This window comes from Methylobacterium sp. Leaf113 (assembly GCF_001423325.1).
Lineage (GTDB): Bacteria > Pseudomonadota > Alphaproteobacteria > Rhizobiales > Beijerinckiaceae > Methylobacterium.
The window spans coordinates 17438-38835 of the sequence record NZ_LMNJ01000023.1; the positions used below are offsets into that span (position 1 = coordinate 17438).

19 protein-coding genes and 1 riboswitch are annotated in these 21398 nt (G+C 67.5%); of the genes, 14 read left to right on the plus strand and 5 right to left on the minus strand.

The features are described 5' to 3' along the window. Positions 1–201: 201 nt before the first annotated feature. The 3 genes from ASF60_RS14085 to ASF60_RS14095 all read left to right on the plus strand — a co-directional run bounded on the left by ASF60_RS14085 (position 202) and on the right by ASF60_RS14095 (position 3111). Positions 202–1152, plus strand: coding sequence for a ketopantoate reductase family protein (locus ASF60_RS14085; RefSeq protein WP_056185904.1), 951 nt, complete (start codon positions 202–204; stop codon positions 1150–1152). 498 nt (positions 1153–1650) lie between these two features. Continuing rightward, positions 1651–2481 (plus strand): alpha/beta fold hydrolase, encoded by an 831-nt coding sequence (locus ASF60_RS14090; protein WP_056185906.1) that lies wholly within the window; start codon positions 1651–1653, stop codon positions 2479–2481. A gap of 177 nt (positions 2482–2658) precedes the next feature. Next, complete coding sequence (locus ASF60_RS14095) at positions 2659–3111, plus strand: hypothetical protein (protein WP_056185909.1); 453 nt, start codon at positions 2659–2661, stop codon at positions 3109–3111. A 36-nt stretch (positions 3112–3147) separates the two neighbouring features. Here ASF60_RS14095 and ASF60_RS14100 read toward each other — a convergent pair whose 3' ends face one another. The 3 genes from ASF60_RS14100 to ASF60_RS14110 all read right to left on the minus strand — a co-directional run bounded on the left by ASF60_RS14100 (position 3148) and on the right by ASF60_RS14110 (position 4740). Then, the gene (locus tag ASF60_RS14100) at positions 3148–3666 is read right to left on the minus strand and encodes a hypothetical protein (RefSeq protein ID WP_244478436.1); all 519 of its coding nucleotides are present in this window, start codon (positions 3664–3666) and stop codon (positions 3148–3150) included. A 331-nt stretch (positions 3667–3997) separates the two neighbouring features. Further along, positions 3998–4432: a hypothetical protein gene (locus ASF60_RS14105; RefSeq protein WP_056186580.1), complete on the minus strand. Its 435-nt coding sequence runs from the start codon at positions 4430–4432 to the stop codon at positions 3998–4000. Positions 4433–4497: 65 nt separating this feature from the next. Then, entirely contained in the window at positions 4498–4740 is a 243-nt protein-coding gene (locus ASF60_RS14110) for a hypothetical protein (RefSeq protein ID WP_056185912.1), read from the minus strand. A gap of 242 nt (positions 4741–4982) precedes the next feature. Here ASF60_RS14110 and ASF60_RS14115 point away from each other — a divergent pair, with 242 nt between their 5' ends. The 5 genes from ASF60_RS14115 to ASF60_RS14135 all read left to right on the plus strand — a co-directional run bounded on the left by ASF60_RS14115 (position 4983) and on the right by ASF60_RS14135 (position 10419). Next, the gene (locus tag ASF60_RS14115; RefSeq protein WP_056185915.1) at positions 4983–5573 is read left to right on the plus strand and encodes a hypothetical protein; all 591 of its coding nucleotides are present in this window, start codon (positions 4983–4985) and stop codon (positions 5571–5573) included. Positions 5574–5711: 138 nt separating this feature from the next. Next, a riboswitch (cobalamin riboswitch) is annotated at positions 5712–5913 on the plus strand. A 106-nt stretch (positions 5914–6019) separates the two neighbouring features. Next, positions 6020–8170: a TonB-dependent receptor gene (locus tag ASF60_RS14120; RefSeq protein ID WP_082503639.1), complete on the plus strand. Its 2151-nt coding sequence runs from the start codon at positions 6020–6022 to the stop codon at positions 8168–8170. A gap of 245 nt (positions 8171–8415) precedes the next feature. After that, complete coding sequence (locus tag ASF60_RS14125; protein ID WP_056185918.1) at positions 8416–9312, plus strand: glycoside hydrolase family 16 protein; 897 nt, start codon at positions 8416–8418, stop codon at positions 9310–9312. A gap of 36 nt (positions 9313–9348) precedes the next feature. Beyond that, a complete protein-coding gene (locus ASF60_RS14130) occupies positions 9349–9630 on the plus strand; it encodes a hypothetical protein (protein ID WP_056185921.1) in 282 nt (93 codons plus the stop codon). A gap of 123 nt (positions 9631–9753) precedes the next feature. Beyond that, on the plus strand, positions 9754–10419 hold the full coding sequence (locus ASF60_RS14135) for a L,D-transpeptidase (RefSeq protein ID WP_056185924.1): 666 nt from the start codon (positions 9754–9756) through the stop codon (positions 10417–10419). Positions 10420–10548: 129 nt separating this feature from the next. Here ASF60_RS14135 and ASF60_RS14140 read toward each other — a convergent pair whose 3' ends face one another. Both ASF60_RS14140 and ASF60_RS14145 read right to left on the minus strand, forming a co-directional pair. Further along, entirely contained in the window at positions 10549–10902 is a 354-nt protein-coding gene (locus ASF60_RS14140; protein ID WP_056185927.1) for a hypothetical protein, read from the minus strand. A gap of 330 nt (positions 10903–11232) precedes the next feature. Next, complete coding sequence (locus tag ASF60_RS14145) at positions 11233–11724, minus strand: phasin (protein WP_056185929.1); 492 nt, start codon at positions 11722–11724, stop codon at positions 11233–11235. Between the two features lie 300 nt (positions 11725–12024). Here ASF60_RS14145 and ASF60_RS14150 point away from each other — a divergent pair, with 300 nt between their 5' ends. The 6 genes from ASF60_RS14150 (at position 12025) to ASF60_RS14175 (ending at position 21383) form a co-directional block, all read left to right on the plus strand. Beyond that, positions 12025–14682, plus strand: a complete 2658-nt coding sequence (locus tag ASF60_RS14150; RefSeq protein ID WP_162241323.1) for a sensor histidine kinase — start codon at positions 12025–12027, stop codon at positions 14680–14682. Between the two features lie 114 nt (positions 14683–14796). Continuing rightward, complete coding sequence (locus ASF60_RS14155) at positions 14797–15066, plus strand: hypothetical protein (RefSeq protein WP_056186584.1); 270 nt, start codon at positions 14797–14799, stop codon at positions 15064–15066. A gap of 146 nt (positions 15067–15212) precedes the next feature. Continuing rightward, positions 15213–17162, plus strand: coding sequence for an acetate--CoA ligase (gene acs, locus ASF60_RS14160; protein ID WP_056185935.1), 1950 nt, complete (start codon positions 15213–15215; stop codon positions 17160–17162). A 128-nt stretch (positions 17163–17290) separates the two neighbouring features. Beyond that, on the plus strand, positions 17291–17599 hold the full coding sequence (locus tag ASF60_RS14165) for a DUF485 domain-containing protein (protein WP_056185939.1): 309 nt from the start codon (positions 17291–17293) through the stop codon (positions 17597–17599). After that, a complete protein-coding gene (locus tag ASF60_RS14170) occupies positions 17596–19290 on the plus strand; it encodes a cation acetate symporter (RefSeq protein WP_056185943.1) in 1695 nt (564 codons plus the stop codon). Before ASF60_RS14165 ends, ASF60_RS14170 begins: the two co-directional genes overlap by 4 nt. Before the next feature lie 335 nt (positions 19291–19625). Further along, on the plus strand, positions 19626–21383 hold the full coding sequence (locus tag ASF60_RS14175) for an MFS transporter (protein WP_056185946.1): 1758 nt from the start codon (positions 19626–19628) through the stop codon (positions 21381–21383). The last annotated feature ends 15 nt before the right edge of the window (positions 21384–21398 follow it).

A 21398-nucleotide genomic window follows, 5' to 3' on the forward strand; every position in this document is an offset into this window, starting at 1 on the left:
CCCTCGCTCGAACGCGATCATTTGAGAAACGCATAGTTCTGATGGCTGCGATCGGATTTCCGACTGCATCGCGCCCGCTCCGCTCCGCCGCGCGGGCCTGCTGTCCCGCGCCTGCGTCTGGTCCCGGCCGCCCGGCGGGTCCAGATTGGCGCTCCGGCCGGCGTCGCGCCGGCACCGGTTCGCCACGAGGTTGCCCAGGGCATGACGGTCGCCATCAAGAAGGTTGCCAGCAAGAAGGTCGCTATCGTGGGGGCGGGCTCGGTCGGATGCTATTACGGCGGCCTGCTGGCGCGGTCGGGGCTCGAAGTCGTCCTGGTCGGGCGGCGCCCGCTCGTGGACGCGGTCGAGGCGCGTGGGCTCTGGCTGGAGATCGGCGACGAGCGGATCGTGGTCCCGGTTCGGGCCACGACGGCGGTCGACGCCGTCGCCGGGGCCGAATGGGTGCTGGTCTGCGTGAAGTCCGGGGATACCGAGGCGACCGGACGGGCCATCGCCCCGCACCTGCGGCCCGATGCGACGGTGCTGAGCTTCCAGAACGGGGTCGACAATCCGGAGCGCCTGCAGGCGGTTCTCCATCGCCTGGTGGTGCCGGTGGCGGTCTACGTCGCCACCGAGATGGTGGGGCCGGGCCACGTGAAGCACCATGGGCGCGGAGACCTGGTGATCGGCGCCTCCGCGACGAGCCCGGAGATCGCCGCCGCGTTCGCCGCCGCGGGCATCCCCACGCAGGTCTCCGCCCGGGCCGTCGACGCCCTGTGGGGGAAGCTCGTCGTCAATTGCGCCTACAACGCCCTGTCGGCGATCACGCAGCTCCCGTACGGACGCCTGCTCGCGGTCCCGGGCATCGCCACCGTCATGGCCGACGTGGTGGCCGAATGCGTTGCCGTCGCCGAAGCTTCCGGCGTCGCGGTGCCGGGCGACATCCTCGACCGCGTCCTCGCACTCGCGGCCGCCATGCCGGACCAGCATTCCTCCACCGCGCAGGATCTGGCCCGGGGCCGGCCGAGCGAGATCGCGCATCTCAACGGTCTGATCGTCCGGAAGGGAGCAGAGACCGGCGTGCCCACACCGGTGAACCGGCTGCTGAGCACCCTCGTGCAGGCGGCCGAAGCCCGGGGCGGCGAAGCGCGGGGCGCCGAAGCGACGGGGTGAGCCGCTGCCCTGACGCACCGGGGACGTCGATCATCGGAGGCGCCGGTACGTGAGGGTCGCCTGCGCGGCCGACGCATCGCGTCGGCGTAGCCGACACGTCGTGGGGAGAGGAACCCTCTACCTTCGTATGGTTTCGCCCGTCGCCCGCAGCTTGTATCGCTTGGGCCGGGTCGCTTTCGCCGACGACATCGACGCTGCCGGCAAGACGATCTGCGATGATACCGTCAGACATCATCGGCGATACACGCGAAGACTGCATGATCGGGCAGATCGAATTCTCCATTTCAAAGTCGCAATTCCGAACCCTGTCGCCGGTCCACGGACGAAGCGGTTGATCGCGAAGGCCCGGGTCTGTGCCCTCAGCGTTCAGCCGGATACGCCTCCGCCTCGCGCCGGCCGGCCGGCCCCGATCCGGCACCCGTCAAACCGGGCTTCGTCGGGGCCGCGGGACAGACTTCACCCCACCACAGAGTTCACCCTCGAGGAAGGACCGAGACCATGGATTTCCTGACGACACGGGACGGCACGCGGATCGCCTACAAGGACTGGGGTCCCAAGGACGCGCAGGTCATCGCCTTCCATCATGGCTGGCCGCTCAGCGCCGACGACTGGGACAACCAGATGCTGTTCTTCGTTAACCAGGGTTATCGGGTGATCGCGCATGACCGCCGCGGCCATGGCCGCTCCTCGCAGACGGCGACCGGCAACGAGATGGACACCTACGCCGCCGACGTCATCGAACTCGCCGCGGCCCTGGACCTGAAGAACGCCGTCCATATCGGTCACTCGACCGGCGGCGGCGAGGTGGCGCGCTACGTCGCCCGCTCGGAGCCCGGTCGCGTGGCCAAGGCGGTGCTCATCGGCGCGGTGCCGCCCGTGATGGTGAAGTCCGAATCCAATCCCGGCGGCTTGCCCCTCGCCGTCTTCGACGGCTTTCGCGCCGCGCTTGCGGCCAACCGGGCGCAGTTCTACCGCGACGTGCCGGAAGGCCCGTTCTACGGCTTCAACCGGGACGGCGCGAAGGTCTCGCCCGGCGTGATCGACAATTGGTGGCGCCAGGGCATGATCGGCGGTGCCAAGGCCCAGTACGATTGCATCAAGGCGTTTTCCGAGACGGATTTCACCGAGGATCTGAAGGCGATCGCGGTGCCGGTCCTGGTGATGCACGGGACCGACGATCAGATCGTGCCGATCGCCGATTCGGCGATGCTCTCGCACCCCCTCCTGCAGCAAGGCACGCTCAAGACCTATGAGGGCTTGCCGCACGGCATGTGCACGACGCATCCCGAGATCATCAACCCGGATCTGCTGGCCTTCGTGCGCGCCTGAGGCCATCGGGCGAGCCACGCCGCGAGACCTCGCCACCTGTCAGGGGGCCTTGCCGACCTGCCAGGGGGCCTTGCCGACCTGCCAGGGGGCCTTGCGGCGTGCCGCCGCAAACCGGAACTCGCGGACTCCCGCGGCCCTTTCCTCGATATCCAACACGGAACGGTCGGGGTCAGTCACATGCGCTATGGTTTGCTCGGATTGAGCGCGCTCGCGGTCACGTCATTCGCCACGGGGGTCTTCGCGCAGAGCAAGCCGTTGCCGCCCGCCTCCTCCGATGTGATGCCGCCCGTCGAACTCACCATCCGGATGGAGGGGGGCAAGCCCGTCTGCGCGCCGGCCGAGCTGAAGCTTCCGGCCAACACCAACGTCGAACTCCACATCGTCAGTCAGGCGGCCGAGCCCGTGACGATCACGGCCCCGGGGCAGTTCGAGAACGCGAACGTGCTGCACGCCGATGGCGATCTCGTCCATGTGGCGAGTGAGAAGGGCTATCTCGTCAAGCAGAACGGCAAGGGCGTTCTGCGCATCCGCACGCTCAAGGCCGGGCAGGAAACCTATGCCTGCACCAGCAACCGCAACCAGAAGGCCCCCTTCGAGGGCAAGCTGGTCCTCACCGATCCGGCGGGATAGCGCGCGAACCGGGCCGCCTGAGACGCGCCGGCGGGATCACAGCGCTTCGACGGACATCCGGAAGCTGTCGAAGATCGCGTTCAGGTCTGTGGCATAGCGGGTCCCGCCCTGGGGCAAGGCCCAAACGCTGACCAGGAGTTGGCGCTTGTTCGGGTCCTTCGGCGAGACCGCGACGTAGCGCAGAAGGGTTGGTTTGCCTTCGTAGGTCGCGGGAACGTCCGTGATCTTGAGGAAATAGGTCGGAAAGTCCTTCTCCTCGATATTCGCTTCGCCGGTGACCGTCACGCCCCGGCGTTTGAAGTCGCTCTCGTGTTCCGCGAGGAGCTCCTTCAGCTCGGCCGGCCTGAAGCTCTCGAACCAGACGAAGACCTCCGCGTCGGACGTCTTGGCCTGGATGCCACGCTTGATCGCCGAGGATGTCCAGCCGGCCGGGAGGTCCACCGTGACCGGCGGTTGTCCGGGGACGACGGTGACGGGTTCGGCGATCGCGACGGCGCCCATCAGCAGGACGGCGAGGGCGGCCACGCTGGCGGATTTCGACAGGCTTGTTGTCACGGGCTCACTCCAGGGCAAGGTCAGGCTCTGTGTAAAGCATCGCCGAGACGGGCGCTTCTGTATTTTTGCTGAAAAAATCCTCCGGATCGGAGTCTATTCGGTTGGATGCGAACCGAGATTAATAAAAAGACTGATAAGTCTTGCGCTCGGACGAGGCTGAGCAGATTTGGTCATGGAATCAAATCGAGCGGCATTGTCGGTGGAGCACAAGGTATCGCGGCGGCCGATCCGGTCCTCGATCAGGGGACAAACCGTTCCGCACCGGAATCCTCGTCTTGACGTCCTGTCGCGCTGTCTGATGTCCTGTTCGAAACCAGCCGTTCCGCGCGTTTCAGGGGCTGGGATACGGGCCGCGAAACAGGTCGCCCAACGCCTTGCGCCGGAACAGGGTGCGCCAGCGCCGGCGTTGATGCTCCGGTCGGTCGTGGTTGATGTGGCAGCGCTGGCAGAAGGCCGCGAGGTTCTTCGCGGCGTTGTTCGCCGTATCGTGGTCGCGGTGGGCCGTCGCCAGGACCACGCGCGTCGTCCGCACGGTTCCCAGCACGTCATCGATCCCGACCGCGAGGCAGACGAACCGCCCTGCCCCATCGCGCCATGCGCTGGCATCGTCGTCCCACCAGCGCCCATCGCCGAGATGGAAGACCCGCCGGCCATGCGGCCGTCCGCAGGACTCGCACCGACCCCGCGCGCGAGTGAACCGGATGACGGCCGACAGCTCGGGCCAGTCGATCGGATAGAAGAAGCGATGCTCGCGACGGATCGGCATGGTCGGCAATGGTCACGGCACGATTGGCGCTGGCAAGCGCCGAGTTCAACCGGCGGCGCTGAATCTCAGCCGGAATGGCTGGAGGGCGCCTGCCACTGCACGCCGGCATGCTCGCGGATGTCGCCCGCCGCGCTGCCGGTGTCGGCGTCGCTGGCCCAGCCGCTCGGCTCCGCCACGTCGAGGATCTCGTCGTCCGGATAGGCGGCTTCGAGAAACAGCCTGGCTTCGCCCTCGGCGGCGGCCCGCACGGTCACCAGCGGTTTCGGTCCCTCGGCGGTCCTGATGTTGGCGATGAACAGCTTCGTCATGTCCGATGTCTCCCGGCGGTGATGACCGCTCACAGAGGGCGGTGACGGGCGAACAGCAAGAGGGCCGGCATCGATCGGCCGATCGCGGGGGCGAGCGCCCGCGCCGCCTCGGTGACCGAGACCGGGGTCCCCGCGGGATCGGGCCGGGCACTGGATCGTCAACCACGGCGTGCATTCCGCCACCGAAACTCGCGGACCGTCTCAACCAGACCGAAACCTCCGGGCGCCATGCTGTCCGGCGGATGATCGCCCCACGTCGCGCGATCGCGCTTGGATGGGGCCTGAGCCAGATTTCCAGACGTCGCTTCTTCCTCCAACGGGTTTCCTGCCGGATTTCGGGCCAAGCCCTGAGGCCGCTGGCCGTCGACGCCGAGTTCACCCGCGACAACGTCGACACGGCCTGTCAGGCCCTGTCGTTGAAGCTGGTGAACCTCGTCGAGGAGGACGACGAAGGCAGCTATGCCTTCCGCCTGACGCGGCCGGGCCTGCTTCTCCTCAACGGCCAGATCGAGGCGGCCGCTGGCTTGATCGACCAGGGCTTTGGTTTGCGCCGGATCAAGACACCGCCCCTCTGGGGCGCGCTCGGCAGCAAGCTCCGTCCGGGCGGACCCGGCATGTCCCTCAAGGGCAGCGGTCCGAGGGCCTACGCCACCCAATTGATCGTGGCGGTCGCCTCCGGACACGCGATCGTCGCCGGTGACGTCGTCCGGGGCAATGCCAATGGCCCCCGCACCTGGCTCGAGGACGAGCCGGCGCCCCGCGCCGAACGCCAGATCGGACCCTCGCCGCTGCGAAGCTGGAGCCCGGACCAGGATCGGGATCGCCCGCTCTGATCGGAGGGGCGGCCGCCCATCCAGCCTTCACCCGGCCTGTCCCCGACCCCCCGGCGCTGGGCTCGGCCCGGGCTGTCGCACAGGGAGCACAGGACGCCGATTTCCCGCGCGTTCGATTGACGCTGTCGGGCTTCCTCTGGTCTTCTGGCCTCGGACGGTTCCTCGGATCGAGGATCAAAAGGGAACGCGGTGCGGGCGAGAGCCCAACGCCGCGGCTGCCCCCGCAACTGTAAGCGGCGAGCCCATCATCAACACGTCACTGGGTGCCCCGGCACCTGGGAAGACGATGAGAGGGCGGTGACCCGCGAGCCAGGAGACCTGCCGTCCATCGTGGTCACACGCGAAACGCATCGGGCGGGGTGTCCTGGTGGGTGTCGGGGCGTTCGCACGCGGCGAACGGACCGACCTCGTCGCGGTGACGTGCCACAGACGTCGCCCGAGGTTTCATGTCGCCCGCTCCGTCACGGCCCCCCTACCGAACGCTCCTTCTGGTCTCCTGCGCCGGCCTGGTGCCTTACGGCGCGCAGATCCGGCCGGTCTTTGGCCAGGCGGCCGAGGCGAACCTGGCTGAACTCTCGGTCACGGCGGAGGCATCGGCGCCGCCCGGAACCGGACCGGTCGCGCAGGCGGGCTTCGTCGGCGGCGTCACCGGCATCGGCGGCGGTCTCAGGCCCGTCGATGCGGCGAGCGCGGGGGTGATATCGGGTGCGCAGATCAACAGCCGCCCGATCACCCGACCGGGAGAGGTGCTGGAAAGCGTGCCCGGTCTCATCGTCACCCAGCATTCCGGGGAGGGGAAGGCCAACCAGTTCTTCCTGCGCGGGTTCAATCTCGACCACGGCACCGATATCGCGCTGTCGATCGACGGCATGCCGGTCAACATGCGGACCCACGCCCACGGACAGGGCTATGCCGACCTCAACTTCCTGATCCCGGAACTCGTCGGCGCGGTGGAGTTCCACAAGGGTCCCTACTTCGTGCGCGATGGCGACTTCGCCTCGGCCGGTTCGGTGCGGATCGACTATCTCGACAAGACCGACCGCAACCTCGCCCTGACCTCCTTCGGCAGCTTCGGCTACAAGCGGGCGCTCACCATCGCGTCGGCACCGCTCGGGCAGGGCACCCTTCTGGTGGCGGGCGAGGCCCAGACCTATGACGGCCCCTGGGACGTGCCGGACCGTCTGGCCAAGCTCAACGGCGTCGTCCGCTACAGCCAGGGCACGGCCCTGGACGGCTTCGCCCTGACGGGCATGGCCTACTGGGCCCGGTGGAACGCCACCAACCAGATCCCGGAGCGCGCCGTCGCGGAGGGGATCATCGGCCGCTTCGGCGCCCTGAACCCCACGGATGGCGGCGACACCGGCCGTTTCTCGCTCTCTGGACGCTGGAGCCGGACGAGCGACGCCGGCATCACCCGGGCGAACGCCTACGTCATCCGCTATGGGATGAACCTGTTCAACGACTTCACGTATTTTCTCAACGATCCGGTCAGCGGCGACCAGTTCCGCCAGCGCGACAGCCGGGTGCTGGGCGGCGGCGAGATCAGCCACACGGTCCAGGGCGATCTCTTCGGGTTGCCGATGGAGACCGAGATAGGGCTTCAGACCCGCACGGACTCGATCCGCGTCGGCCTGTTCAACACCACCGCGCGGCAGGTCCGCTCGACGGTGCTGGACGACCGGGTGCTGGAGGCGAGCGCCGCCCTCTACGTCGAGAACCGGGTGCGCTGGACCGATTGGCTGCGCACCAGCGTCGGTGTCCGGGCCGACGGGTTCACCGCCGATGTCCGCTCGGACACGCCGGCCAATTCCGGCACGGCACGGGACGGCATCGTCAACCCGAAGCTCGGCCTCGTGCTCGGTCCGTGGTTCGAGACCGAGCTGTTCGTGAATTACGGCGGCGGCTTCCACTCCAACGACGCCCGCGGCGTAACCGCCACGGTCGATCCGACGAGCCCGCTCTTCAACATCAGCCGCTCGCCCTTCCTCGTGCCCTCGACCGGCTCGGAGATCGGCCTGCGCAACCGCAGCATCGCCGGGCTCGAGACCGCCGTCGCCCTGTTCCAACTCGATTTCGCCTCCGAGAACCTGTTCCAGGGCGACAGCGGCACCACCGAGCCGAGCCGCCCCACCCGCCGATTCGGCATCGAGTGGACCAACCGCTACGCGGTGACGCCTTGGCTCTCCCTGGAGGGCGACCTGACGGTCACCAACGCCCGCTTCTCGGACCGGGACCCGATCGGCAACCGGGTGCCGGAGGCACCGACCACCATCGCGTCGGCCGGATTCACCTTCGGTGCGGGTCCCGGCTGGTTCGGTTCGATGCGCTTTCGCTACTTCGGGCCGCGTCCGCTGATCGAGGACAATTCGGTGCGCTCGAAAGCGACGGCTCTCCTGAACGGACGGATCGGCTACGCCTTCGACGACGGAATCAGCCTGTCCCTCGACGTCTTGAACCTGACCAACGCCAGGGCGGACCAGATCGCTTACTTCTACACCTCGCGCCTGAGCGGCGAAGGCCCCGCGGGCGTGGCCGACCGGCATGTCCATCCGGTCGAGCCCACCGCGTTTCGTCTGACCCTCGCGGGGCGCTTCTGAAGCCGCGCCCGCGATGTCCCTGCCGGGATCTTTGCGATGCGACGCTGTCGCTGTCCTTCCGAAGAAACGGGAGAATGCGCGATCCCGCTGGCGCCATGAGATCGCCGCGTTGTGACGTCGTCGTGGCACCCCTGCGCCGGCCATAGGCCTCCCTGCACTGGCTCGGACCCTTGCGGCGCCCTATCAAGGATGGGGGCGGAGGCCCGTCGGCGTCAGTGGTCCGGCATCGTTTCGAGGATACTGTGATGTTCCAACGCTTCGCCTGTCTCGTCGCCGCGACGCTTGCCGGCACCGTCCTGGCGCAAGCCGGTCCGCTGCCCGGCAAGATCGATCCGGCGACCTTCGGGGCTCCGACCTTCGACGAGCGCTGGCAGACGCTCGATGCCTCGGAGATGGCGAAGAAGCCCCCTTCCCCGACCCGGTGGCGAACCGTGCTCGGCTCGGGCGGTCCGACGAAACTCGAGTACCGCTCCGGCAGCGCCGGCAGCATCTACGTCGACCCGAGCTTTACCGGCGTGAAGGACGACAAGGTCCTCGACACGCCGCTCGGTCTGAACCCGTTTAAGCTCGATCCGGGTAAACACCTCACCATCCTGGGTTCGAAGATACCCGAGAACCTGCAACCGCTCGCGCATGGAAAGCAATTCATGGGCGGCGTGCTGACCACGCGGTTCAGCTTCTCGCAGCTGTTCGGGTACTTCGAGATCAGGGCGAAGCTGCCCGTGGGCAAGGGCGTCTGGCCCGCCTTCTGGCTAATGCCGACGAAGGGCAATTGGCCGGAGAACGGCGAACTCGACATCTTCGAGGGACTGGGTGTCCCAAACGAGATCTGGTGTTCGCTCCACACCGGCGAGGCGCCGAAGCAGCGCAACCAGAAGGTCGCCCTGCCCTTCCCGGTGGGCGGACCCGGGGCGGACTGGCACACCTACGGCGCCGCTTGGACCGCCGACGAAATCGTGTGGTACGTCGACCGCAAGGAGGTCCGTCGCATTCCGACGCCGTCCGACATGAAGTCCGTTCCGATGTACATCCTGGTCAACCTCGCCATCGGCGGATCGTGGGGTGGGTATCCCGACGCCTCGACGCCCATGCCGGCCGAGTACCTGATCCAGCGCGTCACGGTCTGGCGCCTGCCGGGCTGAGGCCGCTCAGGAGGGACAGATCGGGAGATGCGACGCATGACGACCAGATTTGATGGAAAGACCCGCCGGTGCGGAAGGGCCGCTGCGATCGGCCTGACCCTGGCGCTCGTGGGGGGGACCGCAGCCGAAGCGGCCGAACGCTACGGCTCCTCGCTGTCGGCCGAGCGCAACCGGGAGCGCGATCTCGTGATCGATCAGGAGCGGGCGAAGGCCCGGGCGCGGAACGACTTCTCGGTCGGGTGCTCGCGCTATCGCTATGGCTGCGGATACGGCACCTCACAGGGATACGGGTCGCGCCGGTCTTACGGCGATCGTTAAGCACGATCGTCGCCCGGCGACCGACGCTGCCGCAATGATGACGAAATCTGCGCGGCCGGTGGAACCTCCGCTCTATGCTTACGCTTGTATAGCAAAGGTTACGGCATAGGTAAGGGACCACAGATGAAGACCTTGGCGACCGCCCTGGCTGGCATACTCGGTGTCTGCGTCCTCTCGACGAGCCCTGTTCTGGCAGCTCCCTACGATCCCTTCGGCGGCAATGCCGGCGATGACTACTATTCCGCCGATCCGGCCTATGCCAACGGCCGTCTCACCGACGATCCCTACAGCTTCCCGGGCGCCGTCGGTCAGGGCTATCAGGCCGCCCCGCAGGCGCAGGTCGCCCCGATCCCGCGCGAGATCGTCGCCTTCGACGGCAATTACAAGCCGGGAACGGTCGTGGTCTCCACCGCCGAGCGTCGGCTGTACTTCGTGATGCCGAACGGCGAAGCCATCCGGTACGGCGTCGGTGTCGGTCGTCCCGGCTTCACGTGGTCGGGCGTCAAGACCGTGACCGCCAAGAAGGAATGGCCGTCGTGGACCCCGCCCGCCGCGATGATTGCCCGTCGTCCCGACCTGCCGCGCTACATGGCCGGTGGTGTCGAGAACCCGCTCGGCGCGCGGGCCATGTATATCGGCAACACCGAATACCGCATCCACGGCTCGAACGAGCCTGACACGATCGGCCAGGCCGTGTCGTCGGGCTGCATCCGGATGACCAACGAGGACGTGACCGACCTCTACGAGCGCGTGAAGGTCGGCGCCAAGGTCGTCGTGCTGAACAACTGATCGGGACCCGCTGAGCGAGGTTGCCTCGGCAGCCACACTCGGACCGTCAGATGCGAGAAGGCCGCGCCGTCCGGGAGGATGGCGCGGCCTTCTTATTGGAGACGATCGGACGTCAGACGTGCCGACCGGTCAGGGGACGACCCGGCCGACGGCCGTCTGCGGTGCGCTCAGCGGCGCGATCGGCATGTTGCAGAAGCAGCGCGCGCCAAGCGGGCGCGGACCCGGTAGCGGGCAGGAATAGGGCTGATACCCGGTGAGGCCCGACTGGACGGCATCGCAATTCAGGCCGACCTCGCGGCGTGGCGCCCGGCGCTCGTAGCGATCGTCCCGGTCATAGGGGCGCGGCGGCAGCCGGCGTTCCTCGTACCGGCGCGGCGGCGGCTGGTCGTAGCCGTCATCGTAATACTGCGCCTGCGCGGTCTGGGTCGTGAGCAGTCCGGCCACGAGGCCGAGGATCAGACAGCGTCCGGAAATGCGTCGCATGGATGTGCACCTCTGTTGGAGTCGTGCGCCGCTGGAAGATGTCGGCGCCCCTGACCGCCACACCCGCTTCGGGCGGGAGGCGGAAGGGCCGAGCGGCCCGAAATCGGAACGCTGTCAGCGGTAGGAGACGGGTCGGCTGCGGGCAAGTCCTCTGGCCTGAGGCAAGTCCTCTGGCCTGAGGCAAGTCCTCTGGCCTGAGGCAAGCCCTCTGGCTGATGGCCGTCCGGCGCCGCCCATCGAACGAGAACAGCCCGCCGGCCAGGGGCCGAGCGGGCTGAGACTGGGCGCCGGGTGGGCGCCGTTGATCAGGACGTCACGCGCGGAGCGCGATCAGGAGTTGGTGGCGTTCCGCATGGCCTGCTCGGCGTCGCTGCCGGCCTTGCGTGCCGCCTCGGTGCCCTGCTCCATCGCCTTGCGGGCGTGCTCGGCACCCTCCTGCATGGCGCCCTTGGCCTTCTCGGCGCTCTGCTGCATCGCCGTCTGGGCGAGGCCGCCGAACTCCTTGGCCTGGGCCTGAATCGCGGCGAACTGGCTGCGCACGAATTCAGCCTGATGCTGCATGGCTTCCTGCAGATCGCGGGAGCGGACGAGCTTCTGGGCGAGATCGAAGGCGGCGGTCACGTTCTGCTCGGCGAACTCAAAGCCGCGCGCCGAAACGTCGTGGGCGTTGGTGCGCGCCATCTCGGCGGAGCCCTGAACGGTATCGGCGGTGCGGCGAGCAGCGCTGATGAAGGTGTCGAACGCTTTGCGCGCCTGATCGACACTCTTCTCGGCAAAGTCGCGCATCTCGGCGGGAACCTCGTAATTCGGGGTGCTGCTCATTATCCTCTCCTCACAGGTGATTGTTGATGGCTTGTTGTGCGCTGCACAATAGCACAGGCCCAGCCCTATGCCACCCTGCTCGGGCGCATTAAGGTTGACAACAGGTAAACGCCCGCTTGAGACGCTGGTGGCTTACGAAGAGGGCGTGACGCACTAAAAAGGACGTCACGTTGCAAAAATCGTCACGCGAAACAGGTGCGGATGTTCGAGACTGGAGCTTCACGGCCGGGCTTGGTTGACGATCCGGCGCTGCAGGCCGTCTTGCGCCGGTGCGCCCATGATTCGCGCCTCGCGACCCGCATGGCCGATCCATCGACCGCAACCTTGATCCTCGATGCGTCCGGCGCGCGGGTTCTCCATGCCTCCGCGGGCACGGACCCGCTGCTCCGCGCGATCAGCGATGCGGACAGGCGGATCTACCCGGATCTGCGGCTCGGCGAGCAGATCGCCCGTGCGCGTCTGCGCCGGGATCATCCCGTGCTGGTACGGCTCCACCTCGACCCCCGGCGCCTCGCTCCACCGGTGACGGTCAGCCTCCTGCTCACGGCACTGGCCGAAGACGGCGAGGCGGTGGTCCTCGTCGCCGGCGCGCCGCTCCCGAACCTTCGCCCCCGGCGGGCTGCGGAGAGCCGCGCGGAGCCGGTGCCGCCCTCTGCCGCGATCCCGCCCGTGCCCGACGCGATCGAGATCGCAGACCAGGACCAGGACCAGGACCAGGACCAGGACCAGGACCAGGACCCGAACCCGGACCTCGAGGGCGATGACCCCCTGGTGCTTCGCCAGCGCTTTACCTGGGAAAGCGACGCGGGCGGCGCCATCGTGCGGATCTCGCAGGAAGCCGGTTCGGCGTTTCGCCGCCGATTCCAGGGCCGGACCTGGCGCGACCTCGCGCAGGCGGAAATTCTCCGCGATGCCGGCGGGTTGCTCACCGCCCTGGAGGGGGTGCGGACGTTCCGGGCCATTCCGGTGACGCTGATCGAGCCGGACGGCGCTCTCTGCGAACTGGACCTGTCCGGCGCCCCGATCGACCGGAGCGGAAACGGCTTCCGCGGCTTCGGACAGGTCCGTTCGATCGTGCGGCCCGCCGTTTCCGTCGCATCGGCGCCTCCGGCCGTGTCAGCGATGCCCATCCCGGTGTCTGCACCGGTTCCAACGCCTGTCCCGGCTCCGGCCGAGGTGGAGGAAGCCCTTGGTGCGATCGTCCAGCCTGATTCCGGCCCCGTAGAGGCACCTCTGCCCGAGCCCGATCCGCACCTGTCGAGCCATGAACACGCGGCCTTCCGCGAGATCGCCCGCGCCCTCGGTGCCCGTTTCGCCGGCGACGACCGGGCGGAGCCCGAGTCCGAGCCGGGTCTGCCCTGCGCCGTGATGCCGTTCCCGGTCCCGCCCGCGCGTCCGGTGGACCCCGCCGCACCCGATGCCGCGATGGTGGCGACGCTGGAGCGCATTCCCTCCGGCGTCCTGGTCTACCGGGACAATGCGGTGCTGTTCGCCAACCGGCCGCTGCTCGACCTCGTCGGGTATGCGGACCGCGATGCACTGGCTGCGGCCGGCGGGGTCGGACATCTGTTCGGAGGCCTGGACCCCCACGCGCGTTCGAGTGTCGATACGCCCCTCGTCCTGGTTACCCGGGACGGCGGCCGTGCGAGCGTCCTGGTCGAGCATTCGGTCCTGGATTGGGCCGGGCAGCCGGCCGAACTGCTCCTCGCCCGCGATGCCGAGCCGAGCGAGGAGGCCCGCGCCGCCACGGCGGTGGCCATCGCGCAGGATTTCGCCGCACGGCGCGGTGCCGACGCCCTGGCGGTGCTCGAAACACTGGAGGACGGGGTCGCCCTCCTCGACGAGCGCGGCCGCATCCTGACGCTGAATCGCAGGACCGCCGAGGCTTTCGGGCTCGATTCCCGAGAGGTCGTCGGGGCGAGCTTCCTCAGCCTGTTCGCGGCCGAGCACGCCGTCGCCCTGTTGGCGCGCCTGCACGCCGACCCCGCCTCCGCCGCGATGGACGAGATCCCGGTCACCGCGCGCGGAACCGGGGTGCGCCTCCGGGTCAAGATCCTGCCCCTGGCGGGCGATGCGCAGGGCCGTCTCTGCGCCGTGATTCGGAACGACGGATCGCGTCCCGAGAAGGGTGGGTCGGACGTTCGGGACGAGGCGTCGCGCGCGCGCGCGTCGGAGGCCGGCAGCGTCCGGCAGGCGGACGTCCTGGCCCGGATCAGCCAATCCGTCCAGGCACCGATCACGTCCATGATGGGGCTGACCGACGGCCTGCTCGACGCGACGTTCGGGCCGCCGGATTCCGAACGCCACCGCGCGGCCCTGCAGGAGATCCGGGCCTCCGGAGCCCACCTCCTCGACCTCATCAACGATCTCCTCGATCTGGCGCGCATCGAGGCCGGGCGCCTCGATCTCGACATCGCGGAGGTCCCGCTGAACGACGTGGTGTCGCGCTGCGTCGCCCTGCTGCAACCCCAGGCTGCGCGGGAGCGGATCGTGCTGCGCACCAGCTTCTCCGTCGATCTGCCGCCCCTGCTGGCCGATGAGCGGTCCGTGCATCAGGCCACGCTCAACGTTCTCGCCCACGCCATCGCCCTGACCGAGGCGGGCGGCCAGGTCATCGTCTCCACCACCATGGCGGATCGCGGCGAGATCGCCCTTCGGGTCCGCGATACCGGAGCCGGGATGACGCCGGACGAGGTTGACGGCGTGCTCAATCCGTTCCGGCAAGAGCTGTCCTCCAGCGAGAGCCTGCCTTCCAGGGAGGGCCTGCCTTCCAGGGAGGGCCTGCCTTCCAGGGAGGGCCTGCAGGCGGATACGCGCAGGGGAACCGGGCTGGGCCTTCCCCTGACCAAGGCTCTGGTCGAGGCCAATCAGGGGCGGTTCCGCATCGACAGCCGGAAGCACGAGGGCACCCTGGTCGAGATGTCGTTCCCCGCTCGCCCTGCGACGATGCGGGCCTGATTCCGGTTGTACCCGCGCAACCCGCGATGTCAGCGCGCGTTATGTGGGCAGCCAGGGAGGCGGGCTCTCCTGGGATCGAGAACCTGGGATCAAGAACCTGGGATGGAGAAACCGATGCGGACGTTGCCCCTGATCGCCCTGCCCCTGATCGCCGGTCTCGGCCTCGGTGCTCCGAGCCTCGCCCTGGCTCAGCAGACCGGCACAGGACCGACCGAACAGAATCTCAATTCGGCCGGCCAGTTCCGTAACATCACCTCCACGGGGGTGACGAAGCCGCCGGGCCGGGCCGGCGCAGGTTCCGACGATGTCGGGTCGGATGCCGTGCAGAAGCAGAAGTCCCTGGATCGCAAGATCGAGACCGGGATCTGCATCGGTTGTAACTGAAGCACCGCGTAGAAACTCGTCAATCTGTCTCCCAACAGGCCGCCTGAGTGCTTGCGGCCGATATGTCGTTGAGCCTATGACGATATTCGGAAGTCCCGGCTGCGTGAACAGTCGCGATACGATCGGGCGCCGACAGGGAAAACGCGATGGACGAGAAGGTAGTCGAAGTGCGTCCGACGTGGAGCGAAGGCGCTCACGTCGATGATGCCAAGTACCTGGCCATGTATCAGGCCTCCGTCGCCGATCCAGAGGCATTCTGGAGCGAGCACGGCAAGCGCATCGATTGGATGACCCCCTTCACGACGGTGAAGGAGACCAGCTTCGAACCTGGCAAAATCTCGATCAAGTGGTTCGAAGACGGGCGTACCAACGTCGCTTACAACTGTGTCGACCGTCATCTCGAGACGCGTGGCGATCAGGTCGCCATCATCTGGGAGGGTGACGATCCGAACGAGTCCAAGCACATCACCTATCGCCAGCTTCATTCCGAAGTCGGCAAGATGGCGAACGTGCTGCGCAACCGTGGCGTGTCCAAGGGCGACCGGGTCACCATCTACCTGCCGATGATCCCCGAGGCCGCCTACGCCATGCTGGCCTGTGCGCGGCTCGGCGCGATCCATTCCATCGTCTTTGGCGGTTTCTCGCCCGATTCGCTGGCCGGCCGCATCGAGGGCTGCGCCTCCAAGATGGTCATCACCGCCGACGAGGGCCTGCGCGGCGGCCGCAAGGTGCCGTTGAAGGCCAATGTCGATGCCGCCATCGCGCGCCTGCCGAAGGACAGCGTCGACCACGTCGTCGTCGTGCGCCGCACCGGCTCGTCGATCGCCATGGAGCCCGGACGCGACGTCTATTACGACGAGGCCGCCGCCCAGGTGACCGACGAATGCCCGGCCGAGCCGATGGAGGCCGAGCACCCGCTGTTCATCCTGTACACCTCGGGCTCGACCGGTCAGCCCAAAGGCGTCGTCCACACCACCGCCGGCTATCTCGTCTACGCCTCGATGACGCATCAATACGTCTTCGATTACCGGGAGGGCGAGGTCTACTGGTGCACGGCCGATGTCGGCTGGGTCACGGGGCATTCCTACATCGTCTACGGACCGCTTGCGAACGGCGCGACGACGCTGATGTTCGAAGGCATCCCGACCTATCCGTCGAATTCCCGCTTCTGGGAGGTGGTCGACAAGCACAAGGTCAACATCTTCTACACCGCCCCGACGGCGATCCGCTCGCTCATGGGCGGCGGCGAGAACCCGGTGAAGAAGACCTCGCGGGCGTCCCTGCGCGTCCTCGGCTCGGTCGGCGAGCCGATCAATCCGGAAGCCTGGGACTGGTACTACAAGGTGGTGGGCGATTCCCGCTGCCCCATCGTGGATACCTGGTGGCAGACCGAGACCGGCGGCATCCTCATCACGCCGCTGCCGGGTGCGACCAAGCTGAAGCCGGGTTCGGCGACGCGGCCCTTCTTCGGCGTTCAGCCGATCGTGGTCGATGCCGAGGGCAAGACCCTCGAGGGGCCCTGCGAAGGCAATCTCTGCATCAAGGATTCCTGGCCGGGCCAGATGCGCACGGTCTATGGCGACCACGAGCGTTTCGAGCAGACCTACTTCTCGACCTATCCGGGCAATTACTTCACCGGTGACGGCTGCCGCCGGGATACGGACGGCTATTACTGGATCACCGGCCGGGTCGACGACGTCATCAACGTCTCCGGTCACCGCATGGGCACGGCGGAGGTCGAGTCCTCCCTTGTCGCGCATCCGAAGGTCTCCGAAGCGGCCGTGGTGGGCTATCCGCACAGCGTCAAGGGCCAGGGCATCTACGCCTACGTGACCCTGATGGAGGGCGAGGACGGCTCGGACGAGCTGCGCAAGGAGCTCGTCACCTGGGTCCGCAAGGACATCGGGCCGATCGCCTCGCCCGACCTGATCCAGTTCGCGCCCGGCCTGCCCAAGACGCGTTCGGGCAAGATCATGCGCCGGATCCTGCGCAAGATCGCCGAGGACGAGTTCTCGGCGCTCGGCGACACCTCCACTCTCGCCGAGCCGGCGGTGGTGGACGACCTGATCGAGAATCGCCAGAACCGGACGCACTGAGCGCCACGGTCCCTCCGATCGCGCGGGCACGGTGACCCCGTGTTCGCGCGTCCTGCTGTTCCCACAATCGAACGCCTGCAATCCGGACGCCGCCCTGCGAAGACGCGGATCCCTGGGAAAGACACGTCATGGCCGATCTCGAGACTGCGCGGATCGCGCAGAGCCCGCATTTCAAGGAACTCGTCCACGAGCGCACCCGCTTCGGCTGGACGCTCACCATCATCATGCTGCTGATCTATTTCGGCTTCATCGGGTTGATCGCCTTCGACAAGGCGCTGCTGGCGGTGAAGATCGGCGGCGGTACGGCCTCCCTGGGCCTGCTGCTCGGCGTCACCGTCATCGTGCTCGCCTTCATCCTCACCGGCATCTACGTCCAGCGCGCCAACGGCCGCTTCGACCAGCTGACCGCCGCCCTCAAGCGGGACCTCGCCCGATGATCCGCGCAAAGCACCCCCTCGTCCTCGGCACCGTGATGGCGGCGCTCGCCGCGACGGTCGCCTATGCGGCCGGACCGGATCTCGGCGCCGTCAAGCAGTCGGCGACGAACTGGCCGGCGATCGGCATGTTCGCGTTCTTCGTGCTCTTCACCCTCGGCATCACCTACAAAGCCGCCAAGGGCACCAAGTCGGCCGCCGACTTCTACGCCGCCGGCGGCGGCATCTCGGCCGGCACGAACTCCCTGGCGATCGCGGGCGACTACATGTCCGCCGCCTCGTTCCTCGGCATCTCGGGGCTCGTCTACACCTCGGGCTTCGACGGCCTGATCTACTCCACCGGCTTCCTGGTCGGCTGGCCGATCGTGCTGTTCCTGATTGCCGAGCGCCTGCGCAACCTCGGCAAGTTCACCTTCGCGGACGTGGCCAGCTTCCGCCTCGACCAGACCTCGATCCGCATCATCTCGGCCACCGGCACCCTGGTGGTGGTGGCGTTCTACCTGATCGCCCAGATGGTCGGCGCGGGGAAGCTGATCCAGCTGCTGTTCGGCCTGCCCTACCTCTACGCCGTCATCATCGTCGGCGTGCTGATGATCGTCTACGTGGCCTTCGGCGGCATGAAGGCGACCACCTGGGTTCAGGTGATCAAGGCCTGCCTGCTGCTGGGCGGCGCCACCTTCATGGCCGGCGCGGTGCTCTATCAGTACGGCTTCAACCCCGAGGCCCTGTTCGCCGCCGCCGTCGCCACCCACCCCAAGGGCGACGCCATCATGGCGCCGGGCGGCCTCGTCAGCAATCCGGTCGAGGCGATCTCGCTCGGCGTCGGCCTGATGTTCGGCACCGCCGGCCTGCCGCACATCCTGATGCGCTTCTTCACGGTGTCGGACGCCCAGGCCGCCCGCAAGTCGGTGTTCTACGCCACCGGCCTGATCGGCTATTTCTACATCCTCACCTTCATCATCGGCTTCGGCGGCATCGCCCTGCTGATGTCCGATCCGGCCTATTTCAACCTCGACGCGGCCGGCGCCTTCGACAAGCTCAAGGGCATGGTCGGCGGCACCAACATGGTGGCGGTGAACCTCGCCAACGCGGTCGGCGGCCCGTACTTCCTCGGGTTCATCTCGGCCGTGGCCTTCGCCACCATCCTGGCGGTGGTGGCCGGCCTCACCCTCGCGGGGGCCTCGGCGGTCAGCCACGACCTCTATGCCCAGGTGATCGCCCGGGGACGCACCAACGAGGCGGCGGAAGTCCGGCTCTCCAAGATCGCCGCCGTCGTCATCGGCATCGTGGCGATCTATCTCGGCTACGTCTTCGAGAACCAGAACGTCGCCTTCATGGTCGGCCTCGCCTTCTCGGTGGCGGCGAGCTGCAACTTCCCCGTCCTGACCATGTCGATCCTGTGGAAGGGCACCACCACCTGGGGCGCCCTCATCGGCGGCCTCGTCGGCCTCGTGGCGGCGGTCGGCATGGTGGTGCTGTCGAAGGCCGTCTGGGTCACGACCTTCGGCAACCCGGCCGCGATCTTCCCCTACGACAACCCGGCCCTGTTCTCGATGCCGCTGGCCTTCCTGACGATCATCGTCGTCTCGAAGCTCGACAACACCAAGCGGGCCCAGCGCGAGCGGGCACTGTTCGACGCGCAGTTCGTCCGCTCCGAGACGGGAATCGGTGCCGACGGAGCCCACGCGCACTGAGCCGAAGCTGCTCCGAATCGAGTGGGGATCGAGGGGGCGCGACGCAAGTCGCGCCCCTTCTCATGTCGGCTGGCCGGTCTAATCCCGGCGCGATCCAAAAAAGACTTCCTCAAGACTCAAAAAATATCTGAATTCGGTACTCCTCGGCCGCGATGGGGACTTGGGCGAAAACGTGGCATGGCCTAGCATCGCCACGCGGGTACTCAGACTAGCCGCCGGCACGCGAGGGACTGATCAGTCCGCGCGGGTCCGGCAGCAATGCTGCGGCATCCGCAGGGTCCAACACGTCACGGGCGGACTACGCCTGGGCAAAACAAGACTTGGAGAAACGTCCCATGGTTGCGTCCAGCGCAATTCCCGTCAGCGATTCGGCCACACGGCCGATGAGCGCCGGCGAGAAGAAAGTCATTCTCGCCTCATCCCTCGGTACCGTGTTCGAGTGGTACGATTTCTATCTCTACGGATCGCTCGCGACGATCATCGGGGCACAGTTCTTCTCGGCCTACCCAGAAGCGACCCGCAACATCTTCGCGCTGCTGGCCTTCGCGGCGGGCTTCCTGGTCCGGCCCTTCGGCGCCCTGGTGTTCGGTCGCCTCGGCGACATGGTCGGACGCAAGCACACCTTCCTGATCACCATCCTGATCATGGGCATCTCGACCTTCATGGTCGGCCTGCTGCCGTCCTATGACACGCTGAACGCCTACGGCATCGGCTGGGTCGCTCCCGTGACCCTGCTCGCCCTGCGCATGCTCCAGGGCCTCGCGCTCGGTGGCGAGTATGGCGGCGCCGCCGTCTACGTGGCCGAGCACGCCCCCCGCGGCCGTCGCGGCTTCTACACCGCCTTCATCCAGACCACGGCGACGCTGGGCCTGCTGCTGTCGCTGGTGATCATCCTGTCGACGCAGGGCTACGTGAACGGCGCCTACGCGCCGACCGTCACGACGGCCGCCGACGGCACCCAGACCACCATCACGGCCTTCCAGGCCTGGGGCTGGCGCATCCCGTTCCTCGTCTCCTGCGTCCTGCTCGGCATCTCGGTCTGGATCCGCATGCAGATGAACGAGAGCCCGGCCTTCAAGAAGATGAAGGAAGAGGGCACCCACTCGAAGGCGCCGCTCTCGGAGGCCTTCGGCCAGTGGCGCAACGCCAAGTGGGCGCTGCTGGCGCTGCTTGGCCTCACCGCCGGTCAGGCCGTGGTCTGGTACGCCGGGCAGTTCTACGCCCTGTTCTTCCTGCAGAGCATCCTCAAGGTCGACCAGTTCACCGCCAACGTGCTGATCGCCTGGTCGCTGCTTCTCGCCACCGGCGGCTTCCTGTTCTTCGGCGCGCTCTCCGACAAGATCGGGCGCAAGCCGGTGATCCTCGGCGGCTGCCTGATCGCGGCGCTGACCTACTTCCCGCTGTTCGAGCAGCTCACCGCCAACGCCAACCCGGCCCTCTACCAGGCGCAGTCCACGGTCCCGGTGGTGGTCAAGACCAACCCGGATGCGTGCTCGTTCCAGTTCAATCCGGTCGGCACCGCCAAGTTCACCAAGGAGTGCGACGTCGCCAAGGCGCTGCTCGCCCGCTCGGCCGTGAACTACACCACGGAGCCGGTCGCCGCCGGTGCGCCGACCATCGTGACCATCGCGGGCAAGGACTTCCCGGTGGCCGATCCGGCCTTCGCCAAGGCGGTCCCGGCCGCCCTGACGGCCGCTGGCTACCCGGCGCCCGCCGGCAACGCCACCATCGTGAAGGTGGCCAACCCGATCGACATCTTCACGGGCCAGAAGCTCATCGTCATCGGCATCCTGACGATCCTCGTCCTCTACGTGACGATGGTCTACGGCCCGATCGCGGCGGCCCTGGTGGAGCTGTTCCCCACCCGTATCCGCTACACCTCGATGTCCCTGCCCTATCACATCGGCAACGGCTGGTTCGGCGGCCTTCTGCCGGCCACCTCGTTCGCCATCGTGGCCCAGACCGGCAACATCTATAACGGCCTGTGGTACCCGATCGCGATCGCCGCGATGACCTTCGTCATCGGCCTCCTGTTCATCCCGGAGACCAAGGATCGCGACATCTTCACCTACGACGAGAACCCGGTGCGTTGATCGCCGGGTTCTGAG

What these genes read in the sequence shown, in the direction of transcription:
- ASF60_RS14105 (WP_056186580.1), bottom strand. Translation starts at nt 4,432, where the DNA reads ATGCCGATCCGTCGCGAGCATCGCTTCTTCTATCCGATCGACTGGCCC.
- ASF60_RS14085 (WP_056185904.1), top strand. Translation starts at nt 202, where the DNA reads ATGACGGTCGCCATCAAGAAGGTTGCCAGCAAGAAGGTCGCTATCGTG.
- ASF60_RS14090 (WP_056185906.1), top strand. Translation starts at nt 1,651, where the DNA reads ATGGATTTCCTGACGACACGGGACGGCACGCGGATCGCCTACAAGGAC.
- ASF60_RS14150 (WP_162241323.1), top strand. Translation starts at nt 12,025, where the DNA reads ATGGCCGATCCATCGACCGCAACCTTGATCCTCGATGCGTCCGGCGCG.
- ASF60_RS14140 (WP_056185927.1), bottom strand. Translation starts at nt 10,902, where the DNA reads ATGCGACGCATTTCCGGACGCTGTCTGATCCTCGGCCTCGTGGCCGGA.
- ASF60_RS14135 (WP_056185924.1), top strand. Translation starts at nt 9,754, where the DNA reads ATGAAGACCTTGGCGACCGCCCTGGCTGGCATACTCGGTGTCTGCGTC.
- ASF60_RS14155 (WP_056186584.1), top strand. Translation starts at nt 14,797, where the DNA reads ATGCGGACGTTGCCCCTGATCGCCCTGCCCCTGATCGCCGGTCTCGGC.
- ASF60_RS14145 (WP_056185929.1), bottom strand. Translation starts at nt 11,724, where the DNA reads ATGAGCAGCACCCCGAATTACGAGGTTCCCGCCGAGATGCGCGACTTT.
- ASF60_RS14110 (WP_056185912.1), bottom strand. Translation starts at nt 4,740, where the DNA reads ATGACGAAGCTGTTCATCGCCAACATCAGGACCGCCGAGGGACCGAAA.
- ASF60_RS14115 (WP_056185915.1), top strand. Translation starts at nt 4,983, where the DNA reads ATGATCGCCCCACGTCGCGCGATCGCGCTTGGATGGGGCCTGAGCCAG.
- ASF60_RS14120 (WP_082503639.1), top strand. Translation starts at nt 6,020, where the DNA reads ATGTCGCCCGCTCCGTCACGGCCCCCCTACCGAACGCTCCTTCTGGTC.
- ASF60_RS14165 (WP_056185939.1), top strand. Translation starts at nt 17,291, where the DNA reads ATGGCCGATCTCGAGACTGCGCGGATCGCGCAGAGCCCGCATTTCAAG.
- ASF60_RS14095 (WP_056185909.1), top strand. Translation starts at nt 2,659, where the DNA reads ATGCGCTATGGTTTGCTCGGATTGAGCGCGCTCGCGGTCACGTCATTC.
- ASF60_RS14130 (WP_056185921.1), top strand. Translation starts at nt 9,349, where the DNA reads ATGACGACCAGATTTGATGGAAAGACCCGCCGGTGCGGAAGGGCCGCT.
- acs (WP_056185935.1), top strand. Translation starts at nt 15,213, where the DNA reads ATGGACGAGAAGGTAGTCGAAGTGCGTCCGACGTGGAGCGAAGGCGCT.
- ASF60_RS14170 (WP_056185943.1), top strand. Translation starts at nt 17,596, where the DNA reads ATGATCCGCGCAAAGCACCCCCTCGTCCTCGGCACCGTGATGGCGGCG.
- ASF60_RS14125 (WP_056185918.1), top strand. Translation starts at nt 8,416, where the DNA reads ATGTTCCAACGCTTCGCCTGTCTCGTCGCCGCGACGCTTGCCGGCACC.
- ASF60_RS14175 (WP_056185946.1), top strand. Translation starts at nt 19,626, where the DNA reads ATGGTTGCGTCCAGCGCAATTCCCGTCAGCGATTCGGCCACACGGCCG.